Origin of the sequence: Veillonella sp. CNR 79/14 (genome assembly GCF_003992185.1) — a bacterium.
In the GTDB taxonomy this organism is placed as follows: domain Bacteria; phylum Bacillota; class Negativicutes; order Veillonellales; family Veillonellaceae; genus F0422.
The window spans coordinates 46,133-69,308 of record NZ_RQVH01000006.1 but is presented as its reverse complement, the minus strand read 5'-3'; the positions used below and the strand labels follow the sequence as shown (position 1 = coordinate 69,308).

26 protein-coding genes, 4 tRNA genes and 1 other RNA gene are annotated in these 23,176 nt (G+C 39.0%); 30 read left to right on the top strand and 1 reads right to left on the bottom strand.

What is annotated here, in order from left to right:
* The first annotated feature begins 99 nt into the window (after positions 1-99).
* The 27 genes from rpsF (at position 100) to EO119_RS03545 (ending at position 19,276) form a co-directional block, all read left to right on the top strand.
* Complete coding sequence (gene rpsF / locus EO119_RS03675; RefSeq protein ID WP_009353064.1) at positions 100-384, top strand: 30S ribosomal protein S6; 285 nt, start codon at positions 100-102, stop codon at positions 382-384.
* Positions 385-405: 21 nt separating this feature from the next.
* Positions 406-816, top strand: a complete 411-nt coding sequence (locus EO119_RS03670; protein WP_009353084.1) for a single-stranded DNA-binding protein — start codon at positions 406-408, stop codon at positions 814-816.
* Positions 817-854: 38 nt separating this feature from the next.
* Positions 855-1,085: a 30S ribosomal protein S18 gene (rpsR, locus tag EO119_RS03665; protein WP_009353119.1), complete on the top strand. Its 231-nt coding sequence runs from the start codon at positions 855-857 to the stop codon at positions 1,083-1,085.
* A 468-nt stretch (positions 1,086-1,553) separates the two neighbouring features.
* Positions 1,554-2,969, top strand: a complete 1,416-nt coding sequence (locus EO119_RS03660; protein WP_009353123.1) for an aspartate ammonia-lyase — start codon at positions 1,554-1,556, stop codon at positions 2,967-2,969.
* A 360-nt stretch (positions 2,970-3,329) separates the two neighbouring features.
* On the top strand, positions 3,330-3,707 hold the full coding sequence (locus tag EO119_RS03655; RefSeq protein ID WP_062401384.1) for a CrcB family protein: 378 nt from the start codon (positions 3,330-3,332) through the stop codon (positions 3,705-3,707).
* Between the two features lies 1 nt (position 3,708).
* Positions 3,709-4,695: a molybdopterin-binding protein gene (locus tag EO119_RS03650; RefSeq protein ID WP_126940722.1), complete on the top strand. Its 987-nt coding sequence runs from the start codon at positions 3,709-3,711 to the stop codon at positions 4,693-4,695.
* A 103-nt stretch (positions 4,696-4,798) separates the two neighbouring features.
* Positions 4,799-5,713, top strand: a complete 915-nt coding sequence (locus EO119_RS03645) for a PLP-dependent cysteine synthase family protein (protein WP_126940721.1) — start codon at positions 4,799-4,801, stop codon at positions 5,711-5,713.
* Between the two features lie 62 nt (positions 5,714-5,775).
* Positions 5,776-6,402, top strand: coding sequence for a serine O-acetyltransferase EpsC (epsC, locus tag EO119_RS03640; protein WP_009353111.1), 627 nt, complete (start codon positions 5,776-5,778; stop codon positions 6,400-6,402).
* A gap of 8 nt (positions 6,403-6,410) precedes the next feature.
* Positions 6,411-7,199: a carbon-nitrogen family hydrolase gene (locus EO119_RS03635; protein WP_009353113.1), complete on the top strand. Its 789-nt coding sequence runs from the start codon at positions 6,411-6,413 to the stop codon at positions 7,197-7,199.
* A gap of 94 nt (positions 7,200-7,293) precedes the next feature.
* Positions 7,294-7,369, top strand: a tRNA-Asp gene (locus EO119_RS03630).
* Positions 7,370-7,413: 44 nt separating this feature from the next.
* Positions 7,414-7,489, top strand: a tRNA-Phe gene (locus EO119_RS03625).
* 15 nt (positions 7,490-7,504) lie between these two features.
* A tRNA-Leu gene (locus EO119_RS03620) sits at positions 7,505-7,590 on the top strand.
* 5 nt (positions 7,591-7,595) lie between these two features.
* Positions 7,596-7,670 (top strand) — tRNA-Ile (locus EO119_RS03615).
* 58 nt (positions 7,671-7,728) lie between these two features.
* Positions 7,729-8,433 carry a class I SAM-dependent methyltransferase gene (locus tag EO119_RS03610; protein ID WP_126940720.1) on the top strand — a complete coding sequence of 235 codons (705 nt, stop codon included), beginning with the start codon at positions 7,729-7,731 and terminating at the stop codon, positions 8,431-8,433.
* 91 nt (positions 8,434-8,524) lie between these two features.
* The gene (locus EO119_RS03605; RefSeq protein ID WP_126940719.1) at positions 8,525-9,634 is read left to right on the top strand and encodes a Nif3-like dinuclear metal center hexameric protein; all 1,110 of its coding nucleotides are present in this window, start codon (positions 8,525-8,527) and stop codon (positions 9,632-9,634) included.
* 67 nt (positions 9,635-9,701) lie between these two features.
* Positions 9,702-10,055, top strand: an RNA gene (rnpB, locus tag EO119_RS03600) — RNase P RNA component class A.
* A 43-nt stretch (positions 10,056-10,098) separates the two neighbouring features.
* A complete protein-coding gene (locus tag EO119_RS03595; protein ID WP_009353085.1) occupies positions 10,099-10,416 on the top strand; it encodes a co-chaperone YbbN in 318 nt (105 codons plus the stop codon).
* 133 nt (positions 10,417-10,549) lie between these two features.
* Positions 10,550-11,692, top strand: coding sequence for a hydrogenase small subunit (locus EO119_RS03590; RefSeq protein WP_126940718.1), 1,143 nt, complete (start codon positions 10,550-10,552; stop codon positions 11,690-11,692).
* Positions 11,692-13,593 (top strand): nickel-dependent hydrogenase large subunit, encoded by a 1,902-nt coding sequence (locus EO119_RS03585; protein ID WP_126940717.1) that lies wholly within the window; start codon positions 11,692-11,694, stop codon positions 13,591-13,593. Before EO119_RS03590 ends, EO119_RS03585 begins: the two co-directional genes overlap by 1 nt.
* 13 nt (positions 13,594-13,606) lie before the next feature.
* Positions 13,607-14,323, top strand: coding sequence for a Ni/Fe-hydrogenase, b-type cytochrome subunit (gene cybH, locus EO119_RS03580; RefSeq protein ID WP_062401398.1), 717 nt, complete (start codon positions 13,607-13,609; stop codon positions 14,321-14,323).
* Positions 14,304-14,813: a HyaD/HybD family hydrogenase maturation endopeptidase gene (locus tag EO119_RS03575; protein ID WP_062401400.1), complete on the top strand. Its 510-nt coding sequence runs from the start codon at positions 14,304-14,306 to the stop codon at positions 14,811-14,813. Before cybH ends, EO119_RS03575 begins: the two co-directional genes overlap by 20 nt.
* Before the next feature lie 44 nt (positions 14,814-14,857).
* Entirely contained in the window at positions 14,858-15,235 is a 378-nt protein-coding gene (locus tag EO119_RS03570; protein ID WP_062401403.1) for a hydrogenase expression/formation C-terminal domain-containing protein, read from the top strand.
* Positions 15,236-15,702: 467 nt separating this feature from the next.
* Entirely contained in the window at positions 15,703-16,545 is an 843-nt protein-coding gene (locus EO119_RS03565; RefSeq protein ID WP_009353063.1) for a fumarate hydratase, read from the top strand.
* A gap of 14 nt (positions 16,546-16,559) precedes the next feature.
* Positions 16,560-17,120, top strand: a complete 561-nt coding sequence (locus EO119_RS03560; protein ID WP_009353067.1) for a Fe-S-containing hydro-lyase — start codon at positions 16,560-16,562, stop codon at positions 17,118-17,120.
* A 160-nt stretch (positions 17,121-17,280) separates the two neighbouring features.
* Positions 17,281-17,745: an NfeD family protein gene (locus EO119_RS03555; RefSeq protein ID WP_062401404.1), complete on the top strand. Its 465-nt coding sequence runs from the start codon at positions 17,281-17,283 to the stop codon at positions 17,743-17,745.
* 8 nt (positions 17,746-17,753) lie between these two features.
* Positions 17,754-18,761 carry a flotillin-like protein FloA gene (floA, locus tag EO119_RS03550; RefSeq protein WP_009353112.1) on the top strand — a complete coding sequence of 336 codons (1,008 nt, stop codon included), beginning with the start codon at positions 17,754-17,756 and terminating at the stop codon, positions 18,759-18,761.
* A 20-nt stretch (positions 18,762-18,781) separates the two neighbouring features.
* Positions 18,782-19,276, top strand: coding sequence for a hypothetical protein (locus EO119_RS03545; RefSeq protein WP_126940716.1), 495 nt, complete (start codon positions 18,782-18,784; stop codon positions 19,274-19,276).
* A gap of 298 nt (positions 19,277-19,574) precedes the next feature.
* On the opposite strand, the gene EO119_RS03540 is transcribed toward EO119_RS03545, so the two are convergent.
* On the bottom strand, positions 19,575-20,807 hold the full coding sequence (locus EO119_RS03540) for an FprA family A-type flavoprotein (protein ID WP_126940715.1): 1,233 nt from the start codon (positions 20,805-20,807) through the stop codon (positions 19,575-19,577).
* Between the two features lie 246 nt (positions 20,808-21,053).
* On the opposite strand from EO119_RS03540, the gene EO119_RS03535 reads away from it, so the two are divergent.
* The 3 genes from EO119_RS03535 (at position 21,054) to EO119_RS03525 (ending at position 23,151) form a co-directional block, all read left to right on the top strand.
* Positions 21,054-21,944 carry a LysR family transcriptional regulator gene (locus EO119_RS03535; protein WP_126940714.1) on the top strand — a complete coding sequence of 297 codons (891 nt, stop codon included), beginning with the start codon at positions 21,054-21,056 and terminating at the stop codon, positions 21,942-21,944.
* Between the two features lie 11 nt (positions 21,945-21,955).
* Positions 21,956-22,540 (top strand): xanthine phosphoribosyltransferase, encoded by a 585-nt coding sequence (locus EO119_RS03530; protein WP_009353068.1) that lies wholly within the window; start codon positions 21,956-21,958, stop codon positions 22,538-22,540.
* Between the two features lie 83 nt (positions 22,541-22,623).
* Entirely contained in the window at positions 22,624-23,151 is a 528-nt protein-coding gene (locus EO119_RS03525) for a hypothetical protein (protein ID WP_009353096.1), read from the top strand.
* Positions 23,152-23,176: the final 25 nt, after the last annotated feature.

The window sequence follows — 23,176 nt, the reverse complement described above, 5'->3', positions numbered from 1 at the left end:
GACTAGAATGTTGTACAATAATAAGGCTTATTGATGGTAAGCATCTTCCTACCCCTATGTAAGATAGGGGCGTTAGTCCGAAAGAGGAGGTGATTTTGTATGAACAAATACGAAGTCATGGTGATTGTGAAACCAGCTGATGAAGAGACAAACAAAGCTACTTTTGATAAAATTGAGGCTTTAATTGCTCGTGTTGGCGGTACAGTTGAGAAAGTTGACGTTTGGGGTAAACGCCGTTTAGCGTATGCAGTAAATAAACATACTGATGGCGTATACGTATTGATTAACTTTGAAGCAGCTCCTGGCGAAATCAAAGAAATCGACCGCGTACTTAAAATCGACGATAACGTTCTTAGACACCTGATTGTAAAACACGAAGAATAATAGCCTAAGGAGGTTGAGGATATGAATTCTGTACAACTTTTAGGGAATTTAGCTCGTGACCCTGAGGTGCGTTACACAAAAACTGGTCGTGCTGTTGCTACTTTCACAGTAGCTGCATCCAATACATATGTGGATCAAAATGGCGAGACTAAGGAACAAACAGCGTTTGTAAATTGTGTAGCTTGGGGAAAATTAGGAGAAGCTGCGGGAAACTTGCGTAAAGGCAGCCGTTGTTTTGTAGAAGGTCGTATTGCGACTCGTTCTTACGAAGCACAAGATGGTACAAAACGATATGTAACAGAAGTAGTTGCTAATTTCGTGGGACAAGCCTTAGATACGCAATCATTTGATGCCTTTGACGGTGGTGCATCCAATTTTGATGATTTTGGTGCAGGTTCCGGTGCAGGCGCAGGTGAAGAAATTCCGTTCTAAGCTAAGAACTCCACAACTATATCAAAGGAGGTTTCTCAATGAGAAGAGATAGAGGCAGAAAACCAAGAAGAAAAGTATGTAACTTCTGTGTTGACCATGCTGATCAAATCGACTACAAAGATATTGCTAAACTTCGTCGTTTCACGACTGAACGTGGCAAAATTCTTCCACGTCGTATTTCTGGTGTTTGTGCTAAACATCAACGTAAATTGACACTTGCAATTAAACGTGCTCGTGCTATCGCGTTGTTGCCATTCACAGCAGAATAATTCAATACAAATATAAGCCCAGTAGCTAATTTAGTTACTGGGTTTTTTGTTTTCTAAAAGGGGTTAAAAAGATATAATTTGAGTTTGTTGGCTCCCGGTTGGCGCCACTTTTTATGCTTTTTTGCGTGCGGTTGGAACCACATTTATTCTTCTGGAGTGTAGTTGGAGTTAGCTTTTATATGTTTCCTATATAGCAGAGGGTCCTTGTAATATAGAACTGGATGTATTTATAACATAAATTTTATATCATATATATTCCTATATAGTCTATAGAAATATACAAAAATGAGTAAAATTAATGATTGCTATGAGTTTTAGTTATTTTATTAGATGTACAAGGAGGCATTATTCGGAACTAGAAAGCATGCACCTATTTTGTATACAAGATACATGATATAATACAGGTATATCATATACACAAAGCTTATACAGTAGATACATATGATGTTATATGAAATGAGGTATACTATGAGAAAAGAACATGATTTTCTAGGTGAATTAGAATTAGCCGATGAGTTGTACTATGGAGTACAAACATTACGTGGTATTGAAAACTTTTTTATTACAGGTAAACAAATTGACTTAGATTTCGTAAAAGCTATGGCTATGGTAAAAAAAGCTTGTGCTTTAGCGAATATGAGTACTGGCCGTTTAGATGAAAAAATTGGTCAAGCCATCAGTCGTGCTGCCGATGAAGTGGTGCGTGGTAATTTCAATGATCAATTTCCTGTAGATCCTATCCAAGGAGGAGCAGGTACTTCTTTTAATATGAACATGAACGAAGTATTAGCGAACCGTGCTTTGGAAATTTTAGGGTATGAAAAAGGTCAATATGACATCGTATCTCCGAATAACCATGTGAATATGGCACAATCTACAAATGATACTTTCCCAACAGCTATCAAAGTATGTGCGATTATGAAAAGTAAACCTTTATTAATGGCACTTCGTCGTTTAGCAGATGAATTAGATAAAAAAGCTGAAGAGTATAAAGAAATTTTAAAAATGGGTCGTACTCATTTACAAGATGCGGTGCCAATTACATTAGGTCAAGAAATGGGTGCTTATGCATCTGGCGTGCGCCGTGGTATTCGTCGTATCAAATCTGCTATGTTAGAAGCACATACTGTGAATATGGGGGCTACTGCTGTGGGTACAGGCTTGAATGCAGAGCCTACGTATATCAAAGCTGTTGTAGATGAATTATCCCGTGTTGTAGGAGAACCGTTCATTACGGCGGACAACTTAATTGATGCTACGAACAATACAGATGTGTTTGCGGATATTTCTTCTGGATTGAAAGTAACAGCCCTAGTATTAATTAAAATGGCTAATGACTTCCGTTTAATGGCATCTGGCCCTCGTTGTGGTATTGGTGAGTTAAAATTACCGCCACGTCAACCGGGTTCTTCCATCATGCCAGGCAAAGTAAATCCAGTAATTGCGGAAGTATTGAACCAAACTTGTTACCAAGTTATCGGCAATGATTTGACAATTTCTCTTGGCGTAGAAAATGGACAATTCGAATTAAATGTTATGGAACCAGTGATTGCTTATAACTTGTTCAACTCTATGTGCTACTTAAAAAATGCGGTAAACACATTTGTAGATAAATTGTTAGTTGACCTTGAAGTAGATAAAGAACAATGTGAATATTGGTTAGAACGTTCTGTTGGTATCGTAACAGCTTTGTTGCCGCATATTGGTTATGAAAATGCCTCTGCTTTGGCAAAAGAAGCGTTGGAAACTGATCGTAGCGTAAAAGAAATCATTCTAGAACAAGGATTGTTAACGAAAGAAGAAATGGATTATATTCTTTCTCCTAAAGAAATGACGCGCCCTGGTATTGCGGGTCAAGATTTAGTAAAAAATCCTGGAAACTAATGTATATAAAGGAACTGCTTAGAAATAGGCAGTTCTTTTTGTTGTATCAAAGTAGTTGAGCTAGGTAGTCTATGTGGGCGTTCTTTAGTATAGCGCTTATAGATAAGCTCTCTGTAACACGTAGTAGGAGTTATATTGGTATGTAGCGTGTATGAATCTAGTATACGTACTAGATTATGCTACATGAGAGATGTAATGTGTGTACAATGTTGGTACGACATATAGTGAAAAAAATAGTGGGTACTTCTAATATAGGGCGTAACTATAACAACTTATATATAAATCGAGAGAGAAAAATTCGCAGTTTAGTATATAATCCGCTTAGGGTGGTGTATAATAAAGGAATAAAGGAGTTTGATTATGAATGTATATATAGCAGTGGCTATTGGTGGGGCTATTGGTGCCATGACGCGGTATGGCATTGGACAGTATATGGTCACGAAAGGAGCACTGTATCCTTGGGGAACGGTGCTAGTAAATATCATAGGTTCCATGTTTATTGGATTGGGTATGGCATATATTGAAGGGCAACCTAATGTATCACCTTGGGTTAAACTGTTATGTATTACAGGGTTTTTAGGTGGACTGACAACCTTTTCTACCTTTATCTTTGAAGGATATATGCTGCAAGAGAAAGGTTTGTGGTATATGCTATCCTACATGGGTGGACAGGTATTGGTTGGGTATGGCCTGTGCGGGCTAGCTTTCACCATTGGTAAACGAATGTGGGGATACTAAAATGAAAGAAATACATGTAAAAGATGCAGTGGGTCAAGCACTATGCCACGATATTGTGCGCATCGTCATTGGAGAAGTAAAAGACACACCATTTAAACGAGGACACATCATCAGAGCGGAAGATGTGGAAATATTATTGCAATTAGGAAAAGAGCATATTTATGTAATGGAAGAATCCGACTATAATTTGGTTCATGAGGAGCAAGTAGCAGAAGAATTATATCGTTTTTGTGAACATCCATCTCTCAGCCCTACCCCAGTACAACAAGGCAAAATTGAAGCCTTGGCAAATCATGATGGTGTATTGACCGTGGATGTGGAAGGATTGCATGAGATCAATAGTATTGGGGAGTTGACCATTGTTACAAGATTACACGGCACACCTGTAAAAGCTGGGCAACCGGTAGCAGGCATGCGATGTATTCCATTATTATTAGAAGCATGGCAGTTAGAAGAAGCGAAACGATTACGTGAAGGTAAGGAGCCTATCTTACAAGTCTATCCATTTGTGCGTAAAAAAATGGGTATTGTTACTACAGGTAGTGAAGTCTTTGCAGGGCGCATTCAAGATGCTTTCACAGCGGTTATCCAAGACCGTGTAGCGGATTATGGTGTAGAACTGGTAGCTCATGAAATTGTGCCAGATAATACTGATCAAATTGTGGAGGCCATAGACAAAGTAAAGTCCCAAGGGGCAGAGATTATCTTCTGCACGGGTGGTATGAGTGTAGATCCTGATGATTTAACTCCAGGTGCCATTGCACGTCGTGCGAAAGAAGTAGTTACTTATGGGCTACCAGTGTTGCCAGGCTCGATGGTGTGCATTGCGTATTTGGAAGATAGTACGCCAGTACTGGGGGTACCAGGTGGTGTATTGTACAATAATCCGAGCGCTTTTGATGTGATAACGCCACGTTTATTAGCAGATGTACGAATCACAAAAGAAGATTGCATTCGTATGGGGCATGGTGGCTTTCAATCAAAATAAGTAAAATTTTGAGAAGAATGTAGTTGACAAAATCAAATCCTATCTATAGAATAGGAATAAAATTAAGTGTTTTATATTGAAGTCTAAGTAGAGGAGAATAAGTATGGCTGTTGTAAAAAATGCAATTGACTTAATTGGAAACACACCAATTTATCGAATTCCAGATACTAATGTATATGTGAAATTAGAAAAATACAATGCCGGTGGCAGTGTAAAAGATCGTGCTGTTCTTGGTATGTTGCAAGATGCGCAAGAAAAAGGCTTAATTAAAAACGATACTATTATTGTAGAAGCCACAAGTGGTAATACCGGTATTGCTTTAGCTATGCTAGGTGCTATGTTGTCCATTAAAACAATCATTATTATGCCTGAAAGTATGAGTAAGGAACGTCGTGAATTAATTAAAGCCTATGGAGCACAATTAATTTTAACTCCAAAAGAATTAGGTATGAAAGGTGCTCTTGGAAAGGCACAAGAAATTCTTGATAACTATCCTAATGCAGTGACTTTGGGGCAATTTGTTAACCCAGCAAATCCACATGCACATTATGAAACAACAGCGAAAGAAATTTTGCGCGATGTGCCTAACGTAGGTATCTTCGTAGCTGGCATTGGTACAGGTGGCACCTTCACAGGTGTAACAAAAGCTTTAAAAGAGCAACACCCATATATTAAAGCGGTGGCCGTAGAACCGGAAGGCTCTCCAGTTATTTCTCGCGGTACTGGTGGGGTTCATAAAATTCAGGGTATTGGAGCTGGATTTATTCCAGAAAACTTCGACTCTTCTTTGATGGATGAAGTACAAACAGTAACCGATGAAGATGCCATCGAAGAAGTAGCTAACTTCATGCGTGAAACTGGTATTGGTATTGGTATTTCATCAGCAGCTGCGATTTTTGTGTCTCGTCAATATGGTCGTAAATTCCCAGATGTAGACGTTGTCGTGGTAGCTCCAGATGGAGTAGAAAAATATCTATCTATGATTCAATTTGAAAGTGTAGATTGGATTCATTCTTAATCGATTGTGATACAAAAGATAGCATGGTCTAGGCCATGCTATCTGTGTATAGGGAGGAATTTATGAGAGAGGTATGGAATTCTATTCGATACAATATACAGCGTGTATTACAATCTGATCCAGCTGCTACCTCTTGGTATATGGTAGTGTGGACATATCCTCATATAACAGCATTATTTTGGCATTTTTTTGCGCATCGTCTATATCGAAAAGGTTGGTTTACTTTGGCCCGGCGAGTAGCATTACATGCACGTCGAGTAACGGGCATAGAAATTCACCCAGGTGCGAAAATTGGTAAAGGCTTATTTATTGACCATGGTATGGGGGTTGTCATTGGTGAAACTGCTATTGTAGGAGATAATGTGACACTGTTTCATGGGGTGACTCTTGGAGGGATGGATTCTCGTAAGATAAAACGTCATCCTACGGTGGAAGATGATGTGCTTATCGGTGCAGGCACAAAAGTGCTAGGTGATATTACGGTAGGAAAAGGTTCAAAAATAGGCTGTAATCTGGTCATTAAACGAGATGTACCAAAGAATGTGATCATTTTTGAAACGGAACCAGAGCATATTATATATCGTCGCCCTAAAGTAGATCGTTTTGACAAAGGATCCTATGTACCACGACGGCATGCGTTGCCATTAGAGCCAAATGACTTTACTGATCATATGGCTTGGCACATTTAGGAGGAATGATGAAAGAGTTACGATTAGGTATCATTCAATTAGCTACAGAGATTGGACAAATAGATAGTAATTTTGAAACAGTGGAAACTTGTGTACGAGCGATTGCTAAGCAAGGCGTGGATGTAGTAGTATTGCCAGAAACTTGGAATACGGGCTTTATGACGGGTCCAGAGTTACATGCATTGGCAGATGAATCAGGTCAACGGGCGCAAGCTTTGTTGGGTGAATTGGCGCAATCAGAACATGTGAATATCTTTGGTGGATCAGTGGCTGTTAAAGAAGGAGACACTATCTACAATAGAACCTATGTATACAACCGCAAAGGGGAATTGCTATCTACGTATGATAAGATGCATGGGTTTAGTCCTGCCAAAGAAAATGAATATTTCACGGGTGGTAATTCGATTCATAACTTTACATTAGATGGTGTGCTTTGTTCCAGTGCCACATGTTATGATATTCGTTTTCCCGAACTAATTCGTAAATCAGCATTACAAGGGATAGAATTATTCTTTTTGCCAGCTCAATGGCCATTGTTACGTTTACATCATTGGCAAATATTAAATCAAGCTAGGGCTATAGAGAATCAAATGTTTTTCTGTAGTGTTAATGGTTGTGGAACTATTGGTAAATTACCAATGGCAGGTCACTCGATGGTAGTAGACCCTTGGGGTGAAGTGTTATTAGAATGTGATGAAACGCCGCAAACTCACATAGTAACTATTGATTTAGACATTGTAGACCACATTCGCTCTAAAATTAATGTGTTCCGTGATAGAAAACCAAATTGTTATTAATAGAATTAGTATGCATTTTAGGAATATATATAATTGACCATAGGTATTGCCAAGATGTAATACCTATGGTATAGTATATAAGTACTCAGTACACGGCCCCGTGGTGTAGCGGTTAACATGTCGCCCTGTCACGGCGAAGATCGTCGGTTCAAATCCGATCGGGGTCGCCATTTTTTTTACCTATTTTTAAGCAAATATATCGATTTATATATTTGCCTCGGTAGCTCAGTCGGTAGAGCAACGGACTGAAAATCCGTGTGTCGGCAGTTCGATTCTGCCCTGAGGCACCATGTACATATCCTCATGCGGATGTGGTGGAATGGCAGACACGCCATCTTGAGGGGGTGGTGAGCGTACGCTCGTATGGGTTCAAGTCCCATCATCCGCACCAAACGAGGGCCTATAGCTCAGGGGTAGAGCAACCGGCTCATAACCGGTCGGTCCCTGGTTCAAATCCAGGTGGGCCCACCATAAGAAACCATCTCACATTGTGAGATGGTTTTTGTTATCTATAGATGTTCATTGTATAATGAAAGAGAAGATTACAGATATGGCACTTTCAAAACGATTAGAACAAGTATTACATATGATTCCACAATGTCAAACGGTGGCAGATGTGGGTACCGATCATGGGTATTTAGCAGTGGCTTGTATAGAAGAAAAAGTGGCTACACAAGTTATCGCTATTGATGTGAATCAAGGCCCTTTGGAATCCGCTAGAGGATTGATAAAAGAACGGAAATTAGAAAATTATATTACATGTAGATTAGGAGATGGATTAGCTGTCACAAAAGAAGGAGAAGTAGACTGCGCAGTCATTTGCGGCATGGGTGGAGAATTGATGCAACACATCATTACGGTAGGCCCTGAATTGTTACATACCTATGTATTACAACCACAAAGCCATCGACGAGAGTTGAAACAATTTTTAGTAGATCAAGGGTATGGCATTATTCAAGAAGCATGCTTAGTAGAGGGTAACCAATATTATGATATGTGGTTAGTACAACGAGGCGCTACTTCCGTGTATAATGAGCTATCTAGAGAATCGATGTTATGGGAATATGGTGCTTTGTTACAACAAGAACAATCTGAAGTTTGGACACAGCACATACAACGTAGAATTGAAACGTTGCAATCTATCCTACAACATATGCGTGATACAGCGAAATCCAGTGATGCTATTCAGGTGATGGAACAAGAAATGAAGGCATTACAAGGTATTTTACAATAGGTACAGGTGAAACTTTTACCATTAAAAAAGTATAACCATTGATGAGTATGGAACGTTACATCATACCTTGAGTGGTGGATAGGAGGTATATATGGTAACTATGAAAGATATTGCTCAAGCCATTGAAAGTCAAGCGCCATTGCAGTTGCAAGAGTCTTGGGATAATTGCGGATTACAAGTGGGATCTATGAGTTCAACTGTGCAACGTGTGTTAACGGCATTAGATGTGACGCCAGAAGTAGTAGCAGAAGCGATAGAGCAACAGGTAGATGCGATTGTGACACATCATCCGATGATTTTTAAAGGTATCAAATCTATCAACACGGATACGATGCAAGGAAAGATGATTAAAGATCTATTATGCCATAGGATTAATGTGTATAGTGCGCATACGAATTTGGATGTTACAGCTGGTGGTCTTAATGACGAAGTGGCTATACGACTAGGGTTACAAGATATACAAGGGTTAGAAGAAACGGGACGTGACGTGGCTTATAAAGTGGCTGTTTATGTACCTATTACACATAGTGAACAACTTCGCCAAGCCATGGGCAACGCGGGGGCAGGTCATATCGGCGCGTACAGTCATTGCAGTTTTTCTGTTGCTGGAGAAGGAAGGTTCTTGCCCTTAGAAGGGACGAACCCTTTTATTGGTCAGGTAGGGGCAATTGAAACTGTACAGGAAGAACGAGTGGAAACGGTAGTGCCTAAAAAGCTATTAGGTCAGGTGTTAGCGGCTATGAAAGAAGCCCACCCGTATGAAGAAATTGCCTACGATATAGTAGCTTTAGAGAATGCGTATGATGCACACTATATTGGTCGCATTGGCAATTTACCGCAATCACTATCGATAGGGGAGTTCAAAGAAGTATTACAATCTGCATTCCCTCATAGTACATTGCGTTGGGGTGGAGCTAAGCAATCATCTATTCAACGTATAGGTCTATGTACGGGTAGTGGAGCGGAGTTCATTAAGATAGCAGCTAAGCAAAAAGCAGATGTGTATATTACTGGGGATGTCAAATACCATGATATGCAACTAGCAAAAGAATTAGGAATCACAGTAGTGGACGCGGGCCATTATGGTACAGAATACATGAGCCAAACAGTATTGAAACGAATGATAGAAAGAATTTTCACAACTCAAGAAGTAGAGGTCATAGAAAGTAAAGTACAAAGAGATTTTTTCTTTGAAGTCTAAGCACTTTCGGTTTATAATGTATAAGAGAGGTATTGACCCTCTCGGTGGTCTATGCTAGACTTAAACAGTAAGTATGAAAGGCGATTGCAAGTCTACTTGACTTGAGGAAAGTCCGAGCTCCATAGGGCAGGATGCCGGCTAACGGCCGGCGTGGGTGACCATAGGGAATAGTGCCACAGAAAAGTAAACCGCCACCTTTGGGTGGTAAGGGTGGAACGGTCGCGGTAAGAGCGCACCAGGTACATGGTAACATGTATGCTCGGTAAACCCCATCCGGAGCAAGGCCGAATAGGAAAGGGTTAAGGGTTGCCCGCCTACCTTTCGGGTTGTGCCGCTTGAGCGTATAGGCAACTATGCGCCTAGAAAGATAATCGCCACTGCGAAAGCAGGACAGAACTCGGCTTATTGATTGCTTGCTCAAAACCGCTCTTCGGAGCGGTTTTGTTATTGTAGGAGGTATTGTGATGAAACTAGAATCGATTAACAACTATGAAGATTTTAAAGCTGTTGTAAAAGGTGAGGATGAAATCGTCTTAGCTTGCTTTACAGCAGAATGGTGTTCTCCTTGTCAATCTATGAAAGAAGAACTGGATGTGTTACATGATGAATTGCAAGGTGTAGCACGCATGATTGCTATTGATATTGACGTAGCTAAAGAGATTGCTTTAAAAGAAGATGTGCAAGGTGTACCAACAATTATCTGCTATAAAAAAGGAAAAGAGAAAGATCGCGTAGGAGGCTATAAGAAGGCAGCTTCTGTACGTAAATTATTGAAACTATAAATAGAGGATATAAAATTATTTTTACAAATTAGTGATTAATGTTCTATAGAAGGAATATCTTTCATGATATACTATGGATAGTATATTAATTTGTAGAGATGCTATAAAGTTATTGCAAGAAAGGGGCTTTTTTGTGAAAGAATCATTGAATAGTCTTTGGAAATTATTCCAAGAACGTAAATTAAGTCGACGTACTTTTATGAAATCCTGTGTAGCTTTAACTGCTATTTTAGGGTTGCCGCCAGCATTGACCAATAAAGTCGTGGCAGCGGCAGAAACAAAAGAATTACCTACGGTGATTTGGTTGCATGGTCATGAATGTACAGGATGTGACGAATCTTTCATTCGATCCACATCGCCTTTCGCATCTGATGTGATTTTAAATATGATTGCCTTAGAGTATGATGATACCTTGGCTGCCGCAGCAGGGGAACCATTTGAACATCATTTACATCACTTGTTAGAAAGTAAAAAAGGTAAGTATGTATTAGCTGTTGAAGGTGGCGTTCCATTGGATGAAAATGGATCTTACTGCCAAGTTGGTGGACGTCCATTTGTAGATGTATTGAAAGAATGCGCTGAAGGGGCTGCTTTCATCATCGAATACGGCTCTTGTGCAGCTTGGGGCGGTATTCAAGCGGCAAAACCGAACCCAACGAATACAGTGTCTGTTTCTTCTATTGTAAAAGGCAAAAAAATCATTAAAGTACCGGGATGCCCTCCAATTCCAGAGGTCATGACTGGTGTGATTATGCATTATGCTTTATTTGGTGAAATTCCACCGCTTGATGTGGAAGGAAGGCCAAAACAATTTTATGGCAATCGTATCCATGATACATGCTATCGTCGTCCTTTCTTTGATTCTGGATTGTTTGTGGAACATTTTGATGATGATGCATCGAAAGCTGGTTGGTGTCTATATAAAGTAGGTTGCCGTGGACCAGAAACATATAACTCTTGTGGTAATTTGCGTTGGTGGAATGGGTTGTCCTATCCAATTCAATCTGGACATGGTTGTATTGGTTGCTCTGAAAAGGGATTCTGGGACAATGATAACTTTTACCAACGATTGCCTCATATTCATACCCCAAACACCATCACCGATGTGGATACATTAGGAACAGTGGCAGGATTTGGTGCTTTTGGTGCTGTAGTGGCTCATGGTGGTATTACCTTGGCAAAACATAAATATGATTCTATTCAAGAAGAGAAGAAATATTTAGCAGAACAAGAAGCGAAACAAAAAGAATCTGACGAGAAAGGTAGTGACCAATAATGAAACGAGTTGTAGTAGATCCAGTGACCCGTATTGAAGGTCACTTGCGTGTAGAAGTTAGTGTTGATGAAGGAACAGGCCAAGTACAAGATGCCCTATCTAGTGGTACGGCTTGGCGTGGGATTGAATTAGTAGCTAAAAATCGTGACCCTCGAGATGTATGGGCCTTCGTGCAACGCATATGTGGAGTATGTACCTCTACGCATGCCTTAGCAGCTCTTCGTGCTGTAGAAGATGCATTGGGGATTCAAATTCCTAAAAATGCCAATTATATTCGTAATATGATGCATAGTTGTTTAGATGTGCATGACCATATTGTGCATTTCTATCACTTGCATGCCCTTGACTGGGTAAGTCCAGTAGAGGCATTGAAAGCAGATCCTAAGAAAACAGCAGAATTGCAACAACAAGTCTTAGACACATACAATGTGAGTGGATTACAACCAAAAGATTTGGAATCTGGCACATCTGCATACCCTAAGGAGTTCCCTAAAGGAAATGCTACGTATTATGCAGCGATCCAAACAAAAGTGAAAAAAATTGTAGAAAGTGGTCAATTAGGTATTTTCTCCGCCCAATGGTGGGATCACCCAGACTATCAATTATTGCCTCCAGAAGTGCATTTGATGGCCATTTCCCACTATTTGACAATCTTGGATCGTCAACGTGATATTGTGACACCACATGTTATTTTCGGTGGCAAAAACCCACATCCTCATTACATTGTAGGTGGTATGCCTTGCTCTATTTCCATGGATGATATGAATGCACCTGTCAATGCGGCTCGTTTGGCAAGTGTAGATGAATCTATTTCCTTGGCAAAAGATTTGGTGAACTATTTCTATTTACCAGATTTACTAGCTATCGGCCATCTATATGTAAAAGCTGGCATGGTAGACGGCGGCGGATTGGCGAAAAAACGCGTGTTAGCTTATGGTGGCTATCCAGATGATACATTCACTGGCATCAGCAACGGAGATTATTTCAAAAAAGCGCTGGTGCGTGCAAACGGTGTAGTAGAAAACTTTGAGCTTGGCTGGGAAAAAGCAACATTTACAGCACTAGAAGGGGAAGATTTGATGAACCCTGACTTCTTGTCAGAAGAAATCAATCATTCTTGGTTTGAATATCCAAATGGTGAAACATCCTTGCATCCAACAGAAGGTGTGACAAAACCTGCTTTCACAGGTCCTAAAACGGGAACAAATAAAAAATGGGAATTCTTGGATGAAGAGAAAAAATATTCTTGGATTAAATCTCCTACATTCAAAGGAAAAGCCTGCGAAGTGGGCCCATTGGCAAAATATATCGTTGTCTATGTAAAAGTAAAACAAGGCATCATCAAAGACCCAACTTGGGCTGAGAAAATGATGGTGGACCAAATTGATGCTGTATCCAAAGTGCTAGGCGTACCAGCGCATGTGTGGATGTGTTCCACAGTGGGCCGTACCGCAGCTCGTGGTTTAGATGCACAAGTGGCAGCGAATTTGAGCCAACATTTCTACAATCGCTTGATTGAAAATATCAAAACCGGTGATACTGTAGTGGCGGACACGCGTAAATTCGATCCTAATACTTGGCCAAAAGAGGCAAAAGGTGTAGGTGTATTAGATGCACCTCGTGGTGGCTTAGGTCATTGGTGTGTCATCAAAGATGGTCGTGTAGACAATTATCAATGTATCGTACCAACGACTTGGAATGCATGCCCTAAAACGATTGCTGGCGAACATGGTGCATATGAAGCAAATATGATGGATACAAAAGTTAAAATTGCAGATAAACCATTGGAAATTTTAAAAGGGATTCATTCCTTTGACCCTTGCTTAGCATGTGCGACGCACTTGTACAATAAAAAGGGTGAAAAAATAGTGTCTGTCAATACAGATGCCCTATGTAAATAGGAGGAGGCTATCTATGTTACCGTTAAATAAAAAGCCCTATCGCGTATTTAGTTTATGGCTTCGTATTTTCCATTGGACTATGGTGCTCTGTGTAACGGCTCTATTCTGGACTGGCTTGTATATCGGGAATCCAGGATTCCAAGCTACACCAGGTAGTGTGGAACCGACTATTGCTGTAGGCGGTTGGTTCTCTATGGAAATGATTCGTAAGATTCACTTCATTGCAGCCTTTATCTTAATTGCATCTTTTGTATTCCGTATTTACGGAGGCATTCGCTATCGAGGGGATCGCTTATTCCCAAGATTTCATAAAAAAAGTTATTGGGTTGGTATATGGGATACCATGAAGCATTACATGATGTTGCCACAACAACGGGAGCATCGTTTCTTGCGTAATTCTTTAGCGCGTACTAGTTATGTGGGCGTCTATGTAATGATGTTCTTAGAAATTTCTACAGGACTTGCTATGTATGCCCAAGTGTATCCTGATACATGGGTGGCACAAATTTTTAATCCAGTGAACTTATTATTTACGGAATATCAAGTGCATATGATTCATCATTATATTGCTTGGGGATTCTTGTTATTTACAATTATTCACGTATATTTGGCATTCCGTGAAGATGTTATGGAAGAATCTGGAGAAGTATCTAGTATGGTTTCAGGTATGAAATTTTATCCTACAGATCCAGAAGATATAGAGGACTTATATGGACCAAATAAAAAGTAATCCCATTGTATTATTAGGGGTAGGCAATATTTTGCTTACTGATGAGGGATTCGGTGTCCATGTGGTGAACCAATTACAGGAGGATTATGTATTTAATCCTCCTATTACCATTCTAGATGGAGGCACCATGGGCATGGAATTGCTTACGTATATGCGGGGTATGACAAAACTATTATTAGTGGATGCCATCAATGGTGGTGATGTGCCAGGCACAGTATATGAGTTTCCTCATGAGGAAATGAATAGTTATTTTACTGAAGCTATTTCTGTGCATGAAGTGGGGATGCAAGATATTTTACGTATTCGTGCATTACAAGAAGATCCTTTAGAAGATGCCGTTGTCATCGGTGTAGAACCTGAAAGTTTAGAATTAGGCCTTACCTTGAGTGATTCCACACAAGCTGCGGTAGCAGAAGTGAAAGAACGAGTGCTGAGGGTTTTATCTAATTGGCATGTAACAGCTAGTCCTGTGAGTGGAAAAGAAGAATAGACTGCTACATACTATAAACTGTAATAATTTGATAAGGAGATTCTATGCAAAATGAATTTGGCCGTGTAAAAGCGGTGTTTCAAGAATTGAAAAATGCTATGCAGCACTTGCGTCAAACAGGAGAAACCTATACGATTTATGTGGAAAATACAGGTCTCACTATGGAAGAGCAAGTGGAAGTATTGGAAACATTGGGACGTGGTGATGTGACGATCCATCTGAAAGATACAGATCAACCAGTAGAATGGTATGAGTCTACGATTCGTGGTGTATGGATTGGCACCTTCCGTAATGGTCGCGATGAAGCGATACTCTATACGATTGAAGTATGTCGTTACCCAGAGTTAGCAGGCGCTTATGATGAAGATATCATTGGAGGAGAAGCCGATTTACAAGAGTGGATAGAAGCAGCTGACCTATAGTGGGTATGATTGTCTATAATAAATGTTACATATATGGCTGGAAATAACCTATATTTGCTATATCAATAAATCATAGGTAGCACTATTTCCATAAGAAAATATATAAAATAGCATAAATAAAACTCTCTTATTATGATTTAATGAGAGAGTTTTTCAGTTTATAGAGGTATATTTTGTGTGTAAACATAGTAGTTTTTAGTAGGAAATAATGTATTGAGAAGATTAAATATATGTGTATTTTAAATGGTTTATAAAGGGTGGATATTTGTCCATATAAGGAATGAACCATGGGATTTAAGAATACCTTAGAAATAGAGAACTATATGCATTTACCATTAAATGATAATAAATTCTATCATAATAAACAGTTATAGTACCTATTCTTAAAGAATTGAAAAAGATAAGGTAATGGTGATACAATAATACACAAGAGAAAGGTCTCTGTTTTAAGTTGAGGAGGGATTACTTTGCGTAACATTCACGTTGAGAAAGTAACAGAAAAGGTAGCAGAATTATGTATGAATGCAGCATATCATCTTCCAAAAGATATGTATAATGCATTGAAAAAAGGCTATGAGAGTGAGAAATCTCCAGTAGGTAAAGGCGTATTGGATCAAATCATCAAAAATGCGGAAATCGCTGATGCTGAAGATCGTCCAATCTGCCAAGATACTGGTCTTACAATCGTATTCTTAGAAGTTGGTCAAGATGTACACTTCGAAGGTGGAGATCTTGAAGAAGCTATTCAAGCTGGTGTAGCAAAAGGTTATGTGGACGGATATCTTCGTAAATCCGTAGTAGCTGAACCTTTGTTCAACCGTGTAAACACTAAAAATAATACTCCAGCAGTTATTTACACTAAAATTGTTCCAGGCGACAAAGTTGACATTAATGTAGAGTTAAAAGGCTTTGGCTCTGAAAACAAATCTGGCGTAAAAATGTTGGTTCCTGCTGATGGCGTTGAAGGCGTAAAAAAAGCAGTTCTTGAAATCGTTAAAAAAGCTGGCCCTAATCCATGCCCTCCAATGGTACTAGGTATTGGTATCGGTGGTACTATGGACTACGCAGCATTCCTTTCCAAAAAAGCTCTTCTTCGCTCTGTAGAAGAACGTAATGCACATCCTGAATATGCAAAATTGGAAGAAGAAATCAATGCAATGGTTAACAAAACTGGTATCGGACCTCAATTAGGTGGTTCTACAACAGCAGTTTCCGTTAATATCGAGTGGGCAGCAACACATATCGCTGGTCTTCCTGTAGCAGTAACTATCTGCTGCCACGCTAGCCGTCATGCTCACGGTGAAGTTTAAGAGGGGGAATAACCATGGCAGAACAAATTCGTATTCAAACACCTTTAACAGAAGAACAATCCCGTAAATTAAAAGCTGGTGATATGGTTCTTATTTCTGGTAAAATCTACAGTGCTCGTGACGCTGCTCATAAAGTAATGACTGAAGCATTAGCACGTGGCGAAGAATTACCAATCGATTGGCATGACAAAATCGTTTACTATTTAGGACCAAGCCCAGCTAAACCAGGAGATCCAATCGGTTCCGCTGGTCCTACAACATCTGGTCGTATGGATGCTTACACACCAACAATGCTTGATCAAGGTATCAAAGGCATGATCGGTAAAGGTTCCCGTAAACCAGAAGTTATCGAATCTATGAAGAAAAACGGCGTAACTTACTTTGCAGCCGTTGGTGGTGCAGCAGCTTTAATTGCTAAATCCATTAAAAAATATGATGTTATCGCTTATGCTGACTTAGGTCCAGAAGCTTTGGCAGAATTAACAGTAGAAGATTTCCCTGCAATCGTTGTTATCGATAGCGAAGGAAACGATTTCTACGAAATCGGTCAAGCTCCATACCGCGAAGACGTTTAATCACTAAACAATTAAGAGGCTTTCTTTAGAAGGCCTCTTATTTTATTATATATAGGCTAAAGAGGAGAATAAAGATGACAGAATCTAGCTTTTTCATCTTTTATATAAAGAGATTGTGATATAATACAGATAAAGAGATAGTAAAGAGAAAGGAGACGCTATGATAGGACTTTTAGTAAGTGGTATTATTTTGCTCCTCATCGAAATGATGATACCAGGATTTGGTATATTTGGTCTAACAGGCTTGTTGCTATTCCTATGGGGTATCTATGATTGGATGGGAGGAGGACCTATGGCAATAGTTACTGTCACCTCGCTTTCAGTAGTGGGCGTACTATTGTTGTGGTGGATTATCTCTGTATTTCCTAAGACAGCTTTAGGAGAACGATTGACATTGCACCTAACATCTACTAAGGAAAAAGGATATGCTACACATCCAGACCCAAATTGTTGGTTGGGCAAGATTGGATATACAAAAACGGTGTTGCGACCAGCAGGGACCATCGTTGTGGAAGGAACATTCCTCGATGTAGTCACTGATGGTGAATTTTATGAACCAGGCACAGAAGTGGAAATTATTTCTGTTACTGGTGGTCGTATCGTAGTGAGAACTACAAATAGATAGGAGGACATATGGAAACAATTATTGGAACGGTAGGATTTATCATTTTTCCGATTATTCTAATTATCGGCATTTCTTTATTTTTACATTTCGTCCCATTAGGGCTATGGGTATCTGCTCTAGCAGCAGGCGTGAACGTCAGCATTATGACTTTGATTGGTATGCGTCTTCGTCGTGTATCTCCATCTCAAATCGTACTTCCTTTGGTGAAAGCCAATAAAGCTGGCTTAGATGTGACGGTAGATCAATTAGAGGCCCATTATTTAGCGGGTGGTGATGTAGACCGTGTGGTTGATGCATTGATTGCAGCAGAACGTGCTACTATGGAGTTAACATTTGAACGATCTGCAGCCATTGATTTAGCAGGTCGTGACGTATTAGAAGCAGTACAAATGTCGGTCAATCCAAAAGTGATTGAAACGCCGATTATTTCTGCAGTAGCTAAAAATGGTATTGAACTAAAAGTTCGTGCTCGTGTGACAGTGCGTGCTAATATTGATCGTTTAGTTGGTGGCGCTGGAGAAGCAACGATTATTGCCCGTGTTGGGGAAGGTATTGTTACTACTGTAGGTTCTTCTGAAGAGCATACAGACGTGTTGGAAAATCCAGACCATATTTCTCGTACTGTATTGAATAAAGGCTTAGATGCAGGGACAGCTTTTGAAATCTTATCCATTGATATTGCCGACGTAGATGTAGGACGTAATATTGGCGCCCAATTGATGACAGATCAAGCGGAAGCGGACAAAAAAATTGCCCAAGCTCAAGCAGAAAAACGTCGAGCTATGGCGGTGGCACAAGAACAAGAAATGCGTGCCCATACCCAAGAAATGCAAGCAAAGGTAGTAGAAGCTCAAGCGGAAGTACCAAAAGCATTATCTCAAGCGTTACGTGAGGGTAATTTGGGTGTTATGGATTACTATTCGATGAACAATATTATGGCGGACACTAAAATGCGTGAAAGCATTTCTGAAGGTGATTATGCGTCTACCATCGATGGTAAAGGTACACATGAATAAGGTAGAGGAGGTATCCGATTATGGAAATAGGGATACTCATTCTGATTATTTTAGGGTCCTTTATATTTAAAAAAGGAACATCTAACGAGGAATCGTCACAAAAACCAGTTCCGACTAAGGATATGACTTGGGAGGAAATGGAAGAGTATTATGGTATTACACTTTCACGGGACCCGAAGGAATCTGTGAATATGGATCCTGATGTAATGGTGGGAAACACCTCCGAAGGGACTGTGAATACAAGCAATCCAGTGAATGTAGATAGATATGAGAAGCCAGTAGACTCACCGAGATATGACGCAGAGGAAATGCGTGCTACAGTCCATGAACGAATAGAGGATAAACGAAGGAAATCTGCAAACATATCTGTTAACGAGGTAAGGAAAGACAGACCTATTTATTCTGGTACGTCTAAGAAGGAAGCCTTACGATTGGCAGCTAGACATGGAATGGTGTGGTCAATGATTTTAGAAGCACCAAAAGGGGCGCGTATGTTAGGTCGTTATCGTCGATAGTATGTTAGTAGAATCGATAGGTAATACCCAGATATAATGATGTGATTGTACTTATACATCCTCTGTGTAGATTTATTTGCTATCAGATATAGTAATGCATATATTACCTGTAAAAATGAGCTATCAAGTTGGGAATGTCCCTTCATGATAGCTCATTTTGTATATGTTACAAGGAATTTACAGTTACACTCTATACTAAATATTGGGTTATACTAAAACTAGATTCATCAATAGTATTATTAATTGTTTAGATGTATACATAAAAAGCGACTCTACACAGTAGAGTCGCTTGTATTGATTATAAAGTTTTAATATCTGTTTCTGCTAAGGAAGCAACGATGGAATCTGCTAATTCTTCAAACAATGGTAATTGTTCATTGTGTAATGCGCCTTTAATATCTAGTGGAGTACCAACAATTTCCATGTTTTTAAATTCATTTGTAAAGTAATCAACCATGCGTTTCATCGCGCCGGATGCCCAGGAATGGTTACCTACGATAGAAACTTTATGGTTATGGAAGTTTAATGCATGTAACTCATGTAATAAGTTTTCCATAGTCAAGTATAAGCCTAAGTTGTAAGTTGGTGCCATACATACTAAGTGGCTATATTTCCATGCATCAGAAATGATGTAAGATGGATTAGTTTTAGATACATCATAAATACGGATATCTGTTACACCGCGTAAAGATAGCAACTTCGCTAATTGCTGAGCCATTTCAGCAGTGTTACCATACATGGAACCGAAAGCAATGACAACGCCTTTTTTCTCTGCATTGTAAGTGCTCCAATGCATGTATTTACTGATGATATAAGAAATGCTATCAGGAGTTCTCCAAATTGGTCCATGAAGAGGTGCAATGATATTTACATTCAAGGAAGATGCTTTTTTCAATGCATTTTGTACTTGTGCACCATATTTGCCTACGATATTTGTGTAATAACGACGAGCTTCATCTTCGTATACACGATCAAAATCTAATTGATCAGCGAAGATATTGCCGTTGATGGTGCCAAATGTACCAAACGCATCAGCAGAGAATAAAGTGCCTGTTGTTGATTCGTAAGTACAGGTTACTTCTGGCCAGTGAACCATTGGCATGGTGTAGCTGTGAAGCTTATGATGACCAAGATCGATGGTGTCGCCTTCTTTTACTTCGTAGTAGTTGTCAGGAGCTGGACGACCATAGAACTGCTCAAAGAATCGGAAGGTAGTTTTATTGCCGACCATTTTCACATTTGGGTAACGGTCTAGCAATTCTACTAATGTAGCACAATGATCAGGTTCCATGTGATTTACGATTAAATAATCTAACTCACGACCATTTAACAAATGTTCTACATTGTCAAAGAATTCTTGACGAATGCTATCATCTACAGAGTCAACAATACAAGTTTTTTCGTCGTCAATAAAATAGGAATTGTAGCTTACCCCATTTGGAATTGGAAACAAGTTTTCAAAACGTTCTGTACTCCAATCGTTGCTACCAATCCAATAAATATGATCAGTCAATTTTTGTGCGCAATGCATAGTTAAATTCCTTTCATACATACGGGGGGATTGTTATGCCCCAGATTTTCTTATCAAATATATATTACTAGTTTATAAGCTAGAACGCAACCATTTTATATAGTTTTATTACAAATAGATAGATAAAATTCTATTTGTATTTTTGCAGTTTGACAATAGTAATGAATATAGGTAAACTTATAAGTATATATAATAGTAAAGTAATAGTGGAAGTGAATTACTTTCATAGAAAATTTGAGGTTATTTATGTCTGTGTCTGCAGAATTACTGCGTGCCTTTGTGGGAGTAGGATTGCACTTATCTTTTTCCAAGGCAGCGAAAGCGAATGGTGTCTCACAATCGGCCATTAGCCAGAGTATTAAGCAATTAGAAAAAGATTTAGGAATTCCTCTATTTGAAAGGACAACAAAATCAGTAGCTTTTACAAAAGCAGGTCGTGAACTCTTTGAAACAGCTGTAGAAGCATTTTCCATTTTAGACAATGGGATTGTAAAACTACAAGAACGTGTATCTAGGGATTATAAGAGTTTACACTTAGCAGCTACAGATACATTGAGTAAGTATTTTTTGTTACCTACTTTCAAAAGTTGGCAAGAAAAACAGCTAGATATTAGTTTACGTGTTACGAATCGACCATCCCGTGAATGCGTAGGAATGCTTGAATCGGGAGAGGCTCAAATCGCTGTGGTTCATGCCTATGATGGACTCTATGATAATAATCTTTTAGAAATCCTAGATTTAGAGCCTATGCAAGATATATTTGTAGGAGGCACTATATACAAAGATGAGTCGAAGGTTTGGTCCATTGATGAAATTATGGCAGAGCCATTATTATTGCTTACGATGGGGGCGAGCAGTCGTACTTTTTTTGATACGGTTACCTATAATCGATGTACGAGCCCAGCTTTTGAGCTAGGTAGCTTGGATGTACTTATGGATTTGGTTGAAATTAACTTAGGGATTTCTTTAGTGCCAGAATTAGTGGCTAGAGAAAAAATAAAAAAAGGTTCTTTAATCGAATTAAAAACAAACTTACATATTCCAGAGCGTCGTATTGTATTAGTACGATCAAGAATGGATGCATTAACAGAAGGTGTTTCACAATTTATTAATATATTGAAAGACAGAAAACAATAAGGAGGATCATCGTGGAATTATTAAAACAGCGTATTGATGCAGAAGGTATTGTATTAAACAATCGAGTGTTAAAAGTAGATGGATTTTTAAATCATCAAATTGATCCTAAATTGTTTGTTCAAATCGGTAAAGAAATTGCGAAACAATTTGAAGGACGAGGTATTGAACGTATTGTTACGATTGAAGCCTCTGGTATTGCAATCGCATTACAAGTTGCCATTGAATTAGATGTTCCTTTAGTATTTGCGCGCAAGAAAAAATCCATTTTGATGACAGATGATGTATATCACTCTGTGGTATATTCTTATACCAAAGAAGAGAACTATGATGTAACAATCTCCAAAAAATTCTTACCTGCAGGAGAGAAAGTATTAATTATTGATGATTTTTTAGCTAGCGGTGAAGCGGCTATGGGATTAGCTAAGCTTGTAGAAAGCGCAGGAGATACGGTAGAAGGAATTGCTATTGTCATTGAAAAATCATTCCAACCAGGTCGTGAGCGTTTAGAAAAAGCAGGGTATGAAGTACATTCTTTAGTGCGAATTGCACGCTTTGAAAATGATCGTTGTATTTATAAAGAAGATGAATCTTGTTAATCCATTGAAATCATATCTCATTGTGTGTTATCATTATGGTAATGAGTTTTAATTTTAAACGTATTTGGAATGGAGTTAAGACAGTGAACAAAAAAGCAGAATTATTTCAACAGTTTATTGAACAAAATGAATTAACAAATCTTTTTACTCTTCGTGAGATTGAAAATGATCAATATAATACAGCGATATTCGATGCGAGTATTGAGTATAATGATATTGTGTTCCCATTGTTTGTAGTATTGGATGATACGCCATTTGGTTTTGTGCGTTTAGAAATTGCAGGTGGTCGTTTCACTCCAGAACAACGAAAAGCTACAGTGGAAGTGCTAAATCAATTGAATAGTGAATTTAAATGTTTCAAACACTATCTAATGGAAGAAGATGGCTACGAAGCAATTCTTTTAGATGTAAGCTTAATGAGTGGAGATAATTTTGAGCCAGAGTTAGTAGCATATACTATTTTTGAGGTCTTGTATCCACATACACAAAAAGACTTAACTCGTATTATTGCAGCAGTAGAAAGTGTTAAAGTAGAAAATACTGCAGTAGAAGAAACGGCTACTAAAAAAGAAAGTAAACCGCGGAAAACTACAAAATCTAAAAAGGATTAAGACTGATAGAATAAAATTATATGGG

Bases quoted from the DNA above. Each gene is read 5' to 3' on its own strand.
- rpsF (WP_009353064.1), top strand. From the start codon at position 100: ATGAACAAATACGAAGTCATGGTGATTGTGAAACCAGCTGATGAAGAG.
- EO119_RS03670 (WP_009353084.1), top strand. From the start codon at position 406: ATGAATTCTGTACAACTTTTAGGGAATTTAGCTCGTGACCCTGAGGTG.
- rpsR (WP_009353119.1), top strand. From the start codon at position 855: ATGAGAAGAGATAGAGGCAGAAAACCAAGAAGAAAAGTATGTAACTTC.
- EO119_RS03660 (WP_009353123.1), top strand. From the start codon at position 1,554: ATGAGAAAAGAACATGATTTTCTAGGTGAATTAGAATTAGCCGATGAG.
- EO119_RS03655 (WP_062401384.1), top strand. From the start codon at position 3,330: ATGAATGTATATATAGCAGTGGCTATTGGTGGGGCTATTGGTGCCATG.
- EO119_RS03650 (WP_126940722.1), top strand. From the start codon at position 3,709: ATGAAAGAAATACATGTAAAAGATGCAGTGGGTCAAGCACTATGCCAC.
- EO119_RS03645 (WP_126940721.1), top strand. From the start codon at position 4,799: ATGGCTGTTGTAAAAAATGCAATTGACTTAATTGGAAACACACCAATT.
- epsC (WP_009353111.1), top strand. From the start codon at position 5,776: ATGAGAGAGGTATGGAATTCTATTCGATACAATATACAGCGTGTATTA.
- EO119_RS03635 (WP_009353113.1), top strand. From the start codon at position 6,411: ATGAAAGAGTTACGATTAGGTATCATTCAATTAGCTACAGAGATTGGA.
- EO119_RS03610 (WP_126940720.1), top strand. From the start codon at position 7,729: ATGAAAGAGAAGATTACAGATATGGCACTTTCAAAACGATTAGAACAA.
- EO119_RS03605 (WP_126940719.1), top strand. From the start codon at position 8,525: ATGGTAACTATGAAAGATATTGCTCAAGCCATTGAAAGTCAAGCGCCA.
- EO119_RS03595 (WP_009353085.1), top strand. From the start codon at position 10,099: ATGAAACTAGAATCGATTAACAACTATGAAGATTTTAAAGCTGTTGTA.
- EO119_RS03585 (WP_126940717.1), top strand. From the start codon at position 11,692: ATGAAACGAGTTGTAGTAGATCCAGTGACCCGTATTGAAGGTCACTTG.
- cybH (WP_062401398.1), top strand. From the start codon at position 13,607: ATGTTACCGTTAAATAAAAAGCCCTATCGCGTATTTAGTTTATGGCTT.
- EO119_RS03575 (WP_062401400.1), top strand. From the start codon at position 14,304: ATGGACCAAATAAAAAGTAATCCCATTGTATTATTAGGGGTAGGCAAT.
- EO119_RS03570 (WP_062401403.1), top strand. From the start codon at position 14,858: ATGCAAAATGAATTTGGCCGTGTAAAAGCGGTGTTTCAAGAATTGAAA.
- EO119_RS03560 (WP_009353067.1), top strand. From the start codon at position 16,560: ATGGCAGAACAAATTCGTATTCAAACACCTTTAACAGAAGAACAATCC.
- EO119_RS03555 (WP_062401404.1), top strand. From the start codon at position 17,281: ATGATAGGACTTTTAGTAAGTGGTATTATTTTGCTCCTCATCGAAATG.
- floA (WP_009353112.1), top strand. From the start codon at position 17,754: ATGGAAACAATTATTGGAACGGTAGGATTTATCATTTTTCCGATTATT.
- EO119_RS03545 (WP_126940716.1), top strand. From the start codon at position 18,782: ATGGAAATAGGGATACTCATTCTGATTATTTTAGGGTCCTTTATATTT.
- EO119_RS03540 (WP_126940715.1), bottom strand. From the start codon at position 20,807: ATGCATTGCGCACAAAAATTGACTGATCATATTTATTGGATTGGTAGC.
- EO119_RS03535 (WP_126940714.1), top strand. From the start codon at position 21,054: ATGTCTGTGTCTGCAGAATTACTGCGTGCCTTTGTGGGAGTAGGATTG.